Origin of the sequence: Paraburkholderia sp. GAS199 (assembly GCF_050436585.1) — a bacterium.
Taxonomy (GTDB): Bacteria; Pseudomonadota; Gammaproteobacteria; order Burkholderiales; family Burkholderiaceae; genus Paraburkholderia.
In genome coordinates, this window is the sequence record NZ_JBNDMM010000001.1 from 667,945 (window position 1) to 680,719 (window position 12,775).

Below are 12,775 nucleotides of genomic sequence, written 5' to 3' on the forward strand. Positions count from 1 at the left end.
CATGTTAATGAGCGAATTTCTCGAAACCGTTTCCTGGCGGTTTGTGTCGTTTTATTGAAATTTTCGCTCAAGGGTGTGATCGAATTTAAAGCGGCAAGTTATTTTTACCTCCATTCAAATAAAATCAAAAATAAAGGAAACAAATTCCGATTTAACAATTGCATTTGAATATACGATTGCCGTGAGCGTCTGATCTTTTGTATTATCGCGCGATAGCGCAGCTGCGCATTTTGCATAAGAGAGAGGCGTGATGGGGGCGCAGGACATAATCGCGGCGATAAAAGGCGGTCTGTTGCAGAATGACCGGCTGCTTAAACTGGATACGCCACTGGGCGCCAATGTCCTGCTGCCGCAAAGACTGGTGGGCCATTCACGGCTGGGCGGGGATGACGCATTCACGCTGGATGCGGTTTCAACCAGTGAGAATATTGAACTCAAAAGCCTGATTGCGCAGCCGGTGACGCTGTGGGTGCAGCAGGTGGACCAGTCGTACGCGCCGCGCCACGGTTATGTCCATACGGCGCGCCGGTTAGGCTCGGATAGCGCAATAACGAGTTACCAGATCGGCTTTGTTCCATGGCTGCATTTTCTGCGATTCAGGAAAGATGCGCGCATCTGGCAGGATAAAACGGCCGATGAAATCCTCACCGATGTATTCAATATGCATCCTCAGGCACAGGGTGCATTCCGTTTTGTATTGGGCAAGGCATTAGCGCAGCGCTCGTTCTGCGTGCAATACGAGGACGACTGGAATTTCTGTCACCGGCTGATGGAAGCGGAAGGGCTGTTCAGCTATGTGGAGCAGGCGGGCGACGGCAAATCGCATACGCTTGTGGTGACCGACGATGTGGGCAGCCTGGCGGCGGTGTCGCCGCAGACGGTGAATTTCTACCGCTCGGGCACGGGCAGCGAAACCGATGCGTTCGTGCAGTGGAGCGGCACGCGCACGCTGCAGAGTACGACGCTGAGCACGCGCACGTTCGACTACAAATCGCCGTCGCCGGCGGCGAACCCGAAGGGCACCACGGTGCCGACGCTCACCACGCAGGGCGAGCTGCCGCAGCAGGCGGAGGTGTACGAGTACACGGGCGCGTACACGTACGGCCAGCAGGAGCGGGGTGAGCAGCTCTCGCGGGTGCGGATGGAGGAGTGGGAATCGCGCGCGAAGCGGTTTCACGGTGTGGGCGCGGTGCGCCGCGTCGACACGGGACGCTGGTTCGAACTGCAGGACCACCCGGAGCACGACGCGGGCGGCGAGCAGGAGCGGCAGTTCGCGGTGATCGCGGTGCAGTGGGTGATCGAGAACAACCTGCCGGTGTCGGGCGGCACGACGGACTTCCCGCACAGCCTGAATGGGGTGATCGCGGCGGCGCGTGCGGCGCACGGCGCGGAAGCGTCGCGGGTGATCCACCCGGGCGACGGCAGCGAGGGCTTCTTCATGGCGACGGTGGAGGCCCAGCGCAGGAGCGTGCCGTTTCGCAGTCCGCTGGTGCATCGCAAGCCGGAGATGCACATGCAGACGGCGACGGTGGTGGGGCCGCAGAACGAAGAGGTGTTCACGGACTCGCTGAACCGCGTGAAGGTGCAGATGCACTGGGACCGGCTGAATCCGGGTGACGAGAATGCGTCGTGCTGGGTGCGGGTGGCGCAGTCGGATACGGGGGGCAGCTACGGCGCGGTACACGTGCCGCGTATCGGCGAAGAGGTGATCGTGTCGTTTCTGGACGGCGACTGCGACAGGCCGATCGTGACCGGTCGGGTGTACAACGGGGCGAAGACGCCGGAGTGGCATTCGAACGGGATCCTGTCGGGGTACAAGTCGAAGGAGTACCAGGGCAGCGGCTATAACCAGATGGTGATGGACGATGCGACGGGCCAGAACCGGGTGCAGCTGTACAGCAGCAGCGCGAATTCGCAGCTGCATCTGGGGTATCTGGTGGCGCAGACGGGGAACACGCGGGGCGCGTATCTGGGCAGCGGCTTCGACCTGAAGTCCGACGCGTACGGGGCGGTCAGAGCTGCCCAGGGGCTGTATGTCTCGACGCATCCGGCGGCGGGCGCAGTGGGGCAGCCGCTGGCGGTGGGTGAAGCGAACAGCCAGCTGGTGAATTCGGAGAGTGTGATCGAGTCGCTGAGCGAGGCGAGCGAAGCGCACCAGGCGGAGAGTCTGAAGGACGGCTACGACTCGCTGAAGTCGTTCACGGATGCCACGCAGAACAGCGTGGCGGGGGCGTCGGGCAGTGGGGGCAATACGGCCGGCGGTGGCACGGGCAGTGCCAACGGGTTCAGGGAGCCGATCATGCTGTTCGCCACGCCTGCGGGGCTGGCGATGTCGACGCAGAAGTCGGTGCATTTCGCGGCGACGGAGCACATCAATGTGGTGAGCGGCCAGAGCACGCATATTGCGGCGGGCAAGTCGCTGCTGGCGAGTGTGGGCGCGAAGATCAGCCTGTTCGCGCAGAACGCGGGCATGAAGCTGTTCGCCGCGAAGGGCAAAGTGGAGATTCAGGCACAGTCGGACAATATCGAATTCACCGCGCAGAAGACATTCAGACTGCTGTCCGCAACGGAAAAAATCGAAGCGGCCGCCGACCAGGAAATTCTGTTGACGAGCGGTGGTGCGTACATTCGCATCAAAGGCGGCAACATCGATATCCACGCGCCGGGCATGGTCGACGTCAAAGGTGCGCAGCACAGTTTTGCCGGGCCGACGAGTCAAGGCTATCCGTTGCCGGCTGCTCGTCCCGATCAGCCCGGGCAACTCGAATTATTGCACCAGTATGCAAATGGCGAACCCGTCAAAGGCGGGCAGTTCTCGGTGCTCGACGCCAACGGCGGCGTGCTGCGGCAGGGAGCACTGGACGCTAACGGTCGCATGACGGTCAACGGCTTGCCGCCGGGCGTTGCACAGGTGCAATTCGGCAATGATCCTCGCGACCCGTCGCAGCCCGCCAATTATTTCAAGAGCATCAAATGGCCGATCGAACCGCTCGCCGCGTCGGGCGACACAGCTGCTGCTTCCCAGATGGCTTCGTTCCTGCCGGCTGCCGGCAACGGCATGGGTGCGGCCGCGACCACGGCGTTGGGAGCCGCAGGCGCGACGAGCGCCGGAGACAAATTGGCGAGCGCCGCAACCGGCGCGATGAGCACGGCTGCTAGCGGCGTATCGCAACTCAGCAGTCTTGCGAGCCTCGCCTCGCAGGGTACCGGTGGACTCGCATCGATGGCAAAAAGTCAGGCGACGGGGCTCGCCCAAAGCGCAGTCACGAAGGCACTCCCATCGGAAGCAAACGCTGCGCTTTCGCAGGTAAGCCAGACAGCCAGTGCGGCCAAACAGATCAGCAGCATCGCGCAATCCGCGCGCAGTGCGCTGCCGGCAATCAAAGGTGCCTGATTCGACACACGATCGCGCGACTCAAATAAATACTGTCCATCATGAAGAAAACAGCTTTTCTCGCACTCGCGCTCATTGTCGCTTCGACCGCGTCCGGCGCCGCCGAACTGAAAATATCCTCGGCCGCGATGGTCTCGCAATACGCAAGCGATGCCGACGCTGCGTCGAAATACACCGACAAGCCACTGGCTGTCACCGGCAAGCTGCTGTCCCTCGATTCCGGTTTGGCCGATAACGTCATCGGAAAACTGGGCGACGATTCCGACACCGCCGTGCGTGTGACATTCGCCGACCGGGCGAGCATCGACAGAGTCCGTTCGCGAATCGGGCAGAAGGTCACTCTGCATTGCATCGGCGCGTTCTCGACCAGTTATCCGTCGGCGACCGACTGCAAGGTCAGGTAAGTCCGCGATGAGATTCGTTCAGGCATTGACGTGCGTGGCCTGCGGCGTGATGGTCGCCGCCAGCGCGCATGCGCAGTCCGCGGCCGATTTGCAGACGATCGCCGGCTTTGTCGAGTGCAAGCTCGACGCGCGCCAGATCGACAGTTTCATTAACCGTGTCGACAGCGAAGCCGTGCCGGGATTCACGAGTCAACCCGCGCAACAGAAGGCGGTCGATCTGGCGTGGAAAACACGGAAGCCCATCCAGGCATGGGGGACTTCGTCGAACCTCGTTTCGCTCGTGTCGCCACGGCAGATGTTGCTCGCCATCCCCACGCGTGAGGGCGACGAAGTCGGCGTCGCAAAACAATGGGCCGCGCGAATCGGCGGTATGAGCGAGAGTGCCGGTACGGTGGCACTGCGCGAATCGGCGGGCTGGCGAGGCGTCGACTATCGCAAGATGGTCCGCAAGAAGGAAATCAGACTGCTTGTCGATCAGCAGGAAAGCCCGGGCTGGATTCTGCTCGGATGCGGATACGACAATCTCTTTACCCATAGCAACTAAACCGAACTGACCCAGTATGAGCGCAGCCGCTGCCCAGCCTACCGTTGTTCGAACCGAAGTCGCCATCGCGCCCCTCGTTACCATCGCGAAGGAGGACGTCGGCTCCGCGCTCGAGCAGTTCGACGCGTGGCTCAAGAGCGTCAGCGACGGCTACATTACCCTCGATCGCGTCGAGCAACTGGCGAACTACATTCCTGTTGTCTCGAACATTCTGTCCGCGATCGACGTCGTGATGGATATCAAGCGATTGATGGAGGCAGAGTCGAAAGACTTTTTCGACTATCTGAACCTGGGCATCGACCTGATCGGCATTATTCCGCTGCCGCCCGTGATGGGCGAATTTCGCATGGGTGCGCGGCCGCTGATGAAGCTGGCGCGTGAGGAACTTGCGCGAAGTGCGAAGGCCGTTGCAGAAGGTGGAGCGCAGATGATCGCCGATACGGTGATCTCAGTGCTCGTGGCGCACATCAGCGCGAAGTTTGCCGGCGACATCGAAAAATTCATTCAGGAAGTGCAGGCGAAGCTCGCGCAGATGCTCGACGACTGCGCGGATCATGCGAAAAAACTGCTCGAAGGTCTCGCGCAAATCTTCGAAGGTGCGGCTTCAGGCAAGCTCTTCGACACGTCGGGCAACTATCGGGCAGCGGACAAGCACCTGGAGCAGGTGGGCGACGGCTTTGCCGCTCACGACGCCGGCAAGGTCGCCGAAAACCTGTGGTCGTATCTGAAAGACGGCACCAAGGTGCTGGTCAAGGATGCGGCGAACCTCGCCTCGCGCGCAGCAAATGAAATTTCGCCGTCGACGAATCAGCGGCTCAGGCAGATGGCCGAGCAGGCGCGACACGCGATCCCGATGGTGACGGAGAAAATCAAGGGATTGAACAGCGCGGAAGTCGGCGGCCTGATCTGGATGCTCGACACGCTGATGCAGGCGGTGGTCAAGTGGAAGGAAAAGCAGAAGCATAAGCAGACCGTCGGCATCAAGGCAGCCGGCAAGGTCGAAGCCGAGCTGAAGAAAACCGAAGGCGAACTGGAAACGATTGCCACGCAGTCGAAGGCCAAACATCCGGGAGCGAGCGACTGCAAAAGCTGCGGTCTGGGACGTAGCGGCGGCTCGATCGGCTACGCACTCGGCGACGAGCGTTTCGATCACGAAGACTTCGTCTTGCCTGGCGCCATGCCGGTCGTCTGGCGACGTACGTACCGGTCTTTTCTCTCTGCTTATGACGAGGGCGATCTGGGCGCGCGGTGGATCACGCCCTACACCACACGCTTCGATATTCACGCAGCGAAGTTGGTGTATCACGATTCCAGCGGACGTAGCCTCGACTATCCGCTGCTTAAAGCGGGTGAGACGCACGACGATCTCGCCGAAGACCTCACGCTCGCACGACTCGACGACCAGTGGCTCACGCTAACGCGTGGCCACGAACTGCTCGAAGCCTATGAAAAGCGCGGTGACGCCTTCTGTCTTGCTTTCCTGAAGGATCGAAACGGCAGTCAGGTCACGCTCGACTACGACGATGCACATCGGCTTAGCCGGTTGATTACGGCCCAAAGCATTGTCGTGTTTTCGCATGATGCGAGTGGTCGTCTCATCGAAGCGGTCGAGGTCGATCAGGAAGGTGAACGCCTCGGCACACTGGTGCGTTACGCGTACGATCGGCATGGCGATCTGATCGCGTCGGTAGACCGTCACGACAATCGTCGCGAATATGCCTACACGCATCATCTCGTGACCCGTTACACGGACCGCACCGGCCGTGGTATGAATCTGGAGTGGGATGGTTCCGGACCCATGGCGAAGTGCGTGCGCGAATATGCGGACGACGGTAGCTACGACACGCGCCTCGCCTGGCATCCGGATATCCGTCTCGTCGACGTGAGTGACGCACTCGGCAACGTCACCCGCTATTACTTCGATATCGATGGTTACACGTATCGCATCATTCATGCTGATGGACTCGATGAATGGTTTTATCGCGACGCGCAACATAATCTGACGCAGCATATTTACCCGGACGGCAGCGTCGAGCGCTTCACCTACGACGAGCGCGGCAACCTGGTCGAGCAGGCTCGTCCTGATGGCAGCGTCGTACGGATGGAATACGACGCGAAGGATCAGATGACGGTGATCGTCGATCCGCAAAGCTATCGTTGGTCGCGCGAATACGATGACGCCGGCAATGTCACGACGCAGATCGATCCGTTAGGCCACAAAACTCAGTACAGTTACAACGATCAGGGACAGCCCACCGACATCGTCGATGCAAAAGGCGGGGCGAAGGCACTCGCCTATGACGCGGCGGGGCGGCTTGTCAGCTACACGGATTGCTCGGGAAAGACCACGCAGTGGACCTACGATACGCAAGGTCGCCTGCTGGAGAAAAAAGACGCGGGCGGCCGGAGTGTGACGTACCGCTATGGTGGCAACGGCCAACTGGCTGCTGTCCAGTCCGCAGCGGGAATGGAAAAGCTGGAGTACGACGCGGAAGGTCGGCTCCTCGTGCATACGGACCCGCTGAACCGCATCACGCGTTATGGCTATGACGCCGCCGGGCGAATTGCGAGCCGGCGCGATGCGTCAGGCGAATTGCTGTCCTATCGCTACGACCGGGTCGGGCGTCTTGGCGCACTCACCGATTCGAATCAGGCCACCTACCAGTTCCACTACGATCCTGTTGGCCGGCTGCTCGAGGAAACTAGCTTCGACGGCATGACGACCCGCTACGGCTACGATGCCGCGACCGGCCGGTTGCAAACCGTCGATGAAGCGGGACACACGACGCGACTCGAATATGACAGCGGCGGACGGCTCGCACGGCGCGTCGCCGGCGCGAGCGAAGAGCGCTTCATGTACGACGGTAGCGGACGTCTGATCGATGCGCAGAATTCAGTTAGCCGGGTTCAGCATTTCTTCGATCCAGTTGGCAATCTGGTGCGCGAACATCATGCACAGCAATTGTTTGGTCAGCGTCGCAGCTACGTGTGGCGGCATGAATATGATGAGATCGGCACGCGTATCAAAACCGTGCGTCCGGATGGTCATGCAGTCGATTGGCTGATCTATGGCACGGGTCATGTTCATGGCATGCAACTGGACGGTCGGGAACTGATCCAGTTCGAACGTGACGATCTTCACCGCGAAACACAGCGCACGCTCTCGAACCGGATTGATCAGAACACGCGCTACGACCCGGTTGGTCGGATCGAGTCCCAGGCGATGAGGCGGGCCGGCGCGCCGGCTCCGATCGTGGCACGCAGGTATCAGTACGATGCAGTCGGACAACTCAAGGAGATCGACGACAGCCGGCAGGGATCGACTCGCTATGAGTACGACCCCGTCGGCCGGTTGATAGAAGCTGTCAGTCCATTCGCGACAGAGCGCTTCGCATTCGACCCGGCGAGCAATATCGTCGACCCCGGCAGCCCTGCCCAGGCGCGCACGGCTTCCGGACAACAACTGAACAGCCTGCCCGCTCACACGCCCAAAGTACTGGGTAATCTGCTGAAAGACTATGCCGGTACTCACTTTACGTATGACGAACGTGGAAACCTGATCGAGAAGCGCTCGCCAGGCGCCGAACAGCGCTACGAGTGGGATGAGTTCAACCGCATGACAGCGGCAAGTGTCGTCGAGCCGGCGCGTCGCCACGAGGCGCGCTACTTCTACGACGCTTTCGGCCGTCGTATCGGTAAGGAGGTCGACGGTGTGCGCACGACGTTCGGCTGGGACGGCGACACGTTGGCGTACGAGAATACCCACGAAGGCAGCACGCATTATGTGTACGAAGCGGGCTCGTTTATCCCTCTGGCACAGTTCGTCTCCGGGCCGGTCTCGGGTATTGCGACACCCGACTGGAAACAGACCGATCGCTATGCGCCGGAGGACGATCCGCTGCTGAAGCCGGTAGGCCCTGCCTCGGCCGCGAACGTCTTTTATTACCACTGCGACCAACTCGGTACACCGCAGATGCTGACCGACGAACTCGGCGAAGTCGTCTGGGAGGCACACTACAAGGCGTGGGGCGAAGCGCGTGACGTGATAGCGCGTGTATCGAAGACGACGCACCGCGTTACGCGCAACCCGATCCGTTTTCAGGGCCAGCAACTGGACGACGAGACTGGCCTCGCCTATAACCGGCACCGCTACTACGATCCGGGCACCGGACGCTTTACGGCGAAGGACCCGATTGGACTGCTGGGCGGTGGGAACGTCTACCAGTACGCACCGAATCCGACTGGCTGGATCGATCCGCTGGGTCTCAAGAAGAAGGCGAAAACGCCGGACAAAGATTGCTGCCAGAAAGATCCATGTGCCGGAAAAGATCCCGCTGCGCAAGCTCGAAGCTGGCAAGGCAAAGACCCCTACCCCGGCGTCGACTCCTATACGAATACAGTCCTGAAGCGCGGTACAGTGTTGTACACGTTGTATCCGTATGCGCCGCCTGACAAAATCGCGACTGCGTTGCCCGGCAACTATTTCTCCGATGCTCGCACGATTCTGAGTACGGGCGGTTCGGCGCAGGAGTACAACGATATGACGCAGATTTCGCACGCGAACAACACCGCTGGTGCCCGTCCGATGAGAAGTCAGTTAAGAGCGTTTGTTGTCACTAAAGACCTTTGTGTCGCAAAGGGGCAATCGCTTGCCAATCCAAATCTGGGCAAGGGCGGAGGCACTCAGTATTTCGTATCGAGCGCCGATAAAGGCAGCCTGGTTGGTGGCAACGTTTTGAAGTTTGGGAGCTGAATGAATGGCCGCGTTTGATTTTTTAACGGGCACGTTGAGTATCGACGAGTCGAGAAGCCTCTCTCGCGGCAGGCCGTCGCCTGACGAGTCGCCGCTGGCCGGTGCGAGAGAACTGGCAAAGTACGGCGACTGGGAAAACTACGGCATCGAGAACGTCAAGCTGTGGGGCAAAACCTTCGCGGTGACGGCCCGCTTTTGCAATCGGAAACTCGCCATGGTCGATCTCGTGTGGGTGGACGGCGTGGCAAAAAAGGTCGATTGGTCAGCGACCGAAGACGACCTCGTGAAAGAGAAGAAGAAGCTATCGAAGCTGATCGCAACTGAAGCGCAGTCGCCTTGTGTGTCTTCCACGATCGGCGCCGATACTTTCGTCTTCAATTGGGGAACGCTGACTGTGCACGCTGACCTGCGATCAACGATCGTGACGACGAGCGTCGCCTACTCGGACGAAAAAGCGTAAGCGACCCGCATGACGATCCGCCAGGCAGCAGAAATGCGGAAACTTTGGAAGCATCATGAAACGTTATCTGATTTTGAACGGCGACAAGACAACCGCTAACGGCGTTGTCCAGGCCGTGTCGACCACGATTCAATTGAGCGACAAGGACGTTGCTCATGAGGGAGATCCCGTCGCATGCCCGGCGTGTCATACGACCGGCAAAATCCAGTGCGACGGTCCCCGGCAGATTATGACCGCGCCTGACGGCCGGCATGCTGCATTAAGCGACGATCTCTGTATTTGCGGATGTCAGCCGCCGCCGCGACTGGTGTCGTCCCAGCAAATGATGGCAGTCGATGCTTGATGAATAAAATTGAATCGTTTGAAGCGTTAATGTTTGGAGAGTTGTTTTTACCGATCGTTTTTAATAATCGTATTTTTACGAAACAAATTCCGATTTAACAATTGCATTTGAATATACGATTGCCGTGAGCGTCTGATCTTTTGTATTATCGCGCGATAGCGCAGCTGCGCATTTTGCATAAGAGAGAGGCGTGATGGGGGCGCAGGACATAATCGCGGCGATAAAAGGCGGTCTGTTGCAGAATGACCGGCTGCTTAAACTGGATACGCCACTGGGCGCCAATGTCCTGCTGCCGCAAAGACTGGTGGGCCATTCACGGCTGGGCGGGGATGACGCATTCACGCTGGATGCGGTTTCAACCAGTGAGAATATTGAACTCAAAAGCCTGATTGCGCAGCCGGTGACGCTGTGGGTGCAGCAGGTGGACCAGTCGTACGCGCCGCGCCACGGTTATGTCCATACGGCGCGCCGGTTAGGCTCGGATAGCGCAATAACGAGTTACCAGATCGGCTTTGTTCCATGGCTGCATTTTCTGCGATTCAGGAAAGATGCGCGCATCTGGCAGGATAAAACGGCCGATGAAATCCTCACCGATGTATTCAATATGCATCCTCAGGCACAGGGTGCATTCCGTTTTGTATTGGGCAAGGCATTAGCGCAGCGCTCGTTCTGCGTGCAATACGAGGACGACTGGAATTTCTGTCACCGGCTGATGGAAGCGGAAGGGCTGTTCAGCTATGTGGAGCAGGCGGGCGACGGCAAATCGCATACGCTTGTGGTGACCGACGATGTGGGCAGCCTGGCGGCGGTGTCGCCGCAGACGGTGAATTTCTACCGCTCGGGCACGGGCAGCGAAACCGATGCGTTCGTGCAGTGGAGCGGCACGCGCACGCTGCAGAGTACGACGCTGAGCACGCGCACGTTCGACTACAAATCGCCGTCGCCGGCGGCGAACCCGAAGGGCACCACGGTGCCGACGCTCACCACGCAGGGCGAGCTGCCGCAGCAGGCGGAGGTGTACGAGTACACGGGCGCGTACACGTACGGCCAGCAGGAGCGGGGTGAGCAGCTCTCGCGGGTGCGGATGGAGGAGTGGGAATCGCGCGCGAAGCGGTTTCACGGTGTGGGCGCGGTGCGCCGCGTCGACACGGGACGCTGGTTCGAACTGCAGGACCACCCGGAGCACGACGCGGGCGGCGAGCAGGAGCGGCAGTTCGCGGTGATCGCGGTGCAGTGGGTGATCGAGAACAACCTGCCGGTGTCGGGCGGCACGACGGACTTCCCGCACAGCCTGAATGGGGTGATCGCGGCGGCGCGTGCGGCGCACGGCGCGGAAGCGTCGCGGGTGATCCACCCGGGCGACGGCAGCGAGGGCTTCTTCATGGCGACGGTGGAGGCCCAGCGCAGGAGCGTGCCGTTTCGCAGTCCGCTGGTGCATCGCAAGCCGGAGATGCACATGCAGACGGCGACGGTGGTGGGGCCGCAGAACGAAGAGGTGTTCACGGACTCGCTGAACCGCGTGAAGGTGCAGATGCACTGGGACCGGCTGAATCCGGGTGACGAGAATGCGTCGTGCTGGGTGCGGGTGGCGCAGTCGGATACGGGGGGCAGCTACGGCGCGGTACACGTGCCGCGTATCGGCGAAGAGGTGATCGTGTCGTTTCTGGACGGCGACTGCGACAGGCCGATCGTGACCGGTCGGGTGTACAACGGGGCGAAGACGCCGGAGTGGCATTCGAACGGGATCCTGTCGGGGTACAAGTCGAAGGAGTACCAGGGCAGCGGCTATAACCAGATGGTGATGGACGATGCGACGGGCCAGAACCGGGTGCAGCTGTACAGCAGCAGCGCGAATTCGCAGCTGCATCTGGGGTATCTGGTGGCGCAGACGGGGAACACGCGGGGCGCGTATCTGGGCAGCGGCTTCGACCTGAAGTCCGACGCGTACGGGGCGGTCAGAGCTGCCCAGGGGCTGTATGTCTCGACGCATCCGGCGGCGGGCGCAGTGGGGCAGCCGCTGGCGGTGGGTGAAGCGAACAGCCAGCTGGTGAATTCGGAGAGTGTGATCGAGTCGCTGAGCGAGGCGAGCGAAGCGCACCAGGCGGAGAGTCTGAAGGACGGCTACGACTCGCTGAAGTCGTTCACGGATGCCACGCAGAACAGCGTGGCGGGGGCGTCGGGCAGTGGGGGCAATACGGCCGGCGGTGGCACGGGCAGTGCCAACGGGTTCAGGGAGCCGATCATGCTGTTCGCCACGCCTGCGGGGCTGGCGATGTCGACGCAGAAGTCGGTGCATCTCGCGGCGACGGAGCACATCAATGTGGTGAGCGGCCAGAGCACGCATATTGCGGCGGGCAAGTCGCTGCTGGCGAGTGTGGGCGAGAAGATCAGCCTGTTCGCGCAGAACGCGGGCATGAAGCTGTTCGCCGCGAAGGGCAAGGTGGAGATTCAGGCGCAAGGCGACAACCTTGAAATCACTGCGCAGAAAACCCTGAAGTTGCTCTCTGCGACGGACAAGATCGATATGGCTGCCAAGCAGGAAATTCTTCTCACGTCGGGCGGCGCGTACGTGCGCATTTCCGGTGGCAACATCGAGATTCATGCGCCCGGAAAGATCGACATCAAAGGCAGCCAACATTCCTTTGCCGGTCCGACGAGTCTTGATCGAACCTACAACACGGAAGGCAAGAAAGCCGACATGCGAATCCGTTACATGGACGCAGAGGGCAACGTACCCGAGGGCGAACCGATCAAGCTCGCGTCGGAGAATGGTGCGTTGCATAACGTCGTTCTCGATAGTGAGGGCAAGGGCGAACTGACGGGCATCGATTTCGGCAAATTCGTTGCAGACCAGGTCAAGCGAAGCGGAGAATAAAA

At 60.4% G+C, this 12,775-nt stretch carries 7 protein-coding genes; all 7 read left to right on the forward strand.

From position 1 onward, the window contains the following. Positions 1-250 precede the first annotated feature (250 nt). The 7 genes from tssI to P3T18_RS02940 all read left to right on the forward strand — a co-directional run bounded on the left by tssI (position 251) and on the right by P3T18_RS02940 (position 12,773). Positions 251-3,394, forward strand: coding sequence for a type VI secretion system tip protein TssI/VgrG (tssI, locus tag P3T18_RS02910; RefSeq protein ID WP_429298401.1), 3,144 nt, complete (start codon positions 251-253; stop codon positions 3,392-3,394). Between the two features lie 41 nt (positions 3,395-3,435). Beyond that, positions 3,436-3,798, forward strand: a complete 363-nt coding sequence (locus P3T18_RS02915; RefSeq protein ID WP_429298402.1) for an OB-fold protein — start codon at positions 3,436-3,438, stop codon at positions 3,796-3,798. A gap of 7 nt (positions 3,799-3,805) precedes the next feature. Next, on the forward strand, positions 3,806-4,342 hold the full coding sequence (locus tag P3T18_RS02920) for a hypothetical protein (RefSeq protein WP_429298403.1): 537 nt from the start codon (positions 3,806-3,808) through the stop codon (positions 4,340-4,342). 16 nt (positions 4,343-4,358) lie between these two features. Then, positions 4,359-9,095 (forward strand): RHS repeat-associated core domain-containing protein, encoded by a 4,737-nt coding sequence (locus P3T18_RS02925; protein WP_429298404.1) that lies wholly within the window; start codon positions 4,359-4,361, stop codon positions 9,093-9,095. Positions 9,096-9,099: 4 nt separating this feature from the next. Next, complete coding sequence (locus tag P3T18_RS02930; protein ID WP_429298405.1) at positions 9,100-9,555, forward strand: hypothetical protein; 456 nt, start codon at positions 9,100-9,102, stop codon at positions 9,553-9,555. Between the two features lie 55 nt (positions 9,556-9,610). Next, positions 9,611-9,898, forward strand: coding sequence for a PAAR domain-containing protein (locus P3T18_RS02935; protein ID WP_429298406.1), 288 nt, complete (start codon positions 9,611-9,613; stop codon positions 9,896-9,898). A gap of 193 nt (positions 9,899-10,091) precedes the next feature. Then, on the forward strand, positions 10,092-12,773 hold the full coding sequence (locus tag P3T18_RS02940) for a type VI secretion system Vgr family protein (protein ID WP_429298407.1): 2,682 nt from the start codon (positions 10,092-10,094) through the stop codon (positions 12,771-12,773). Positions 12,774-12,775 lie beyond the last annotated feature (2 nt).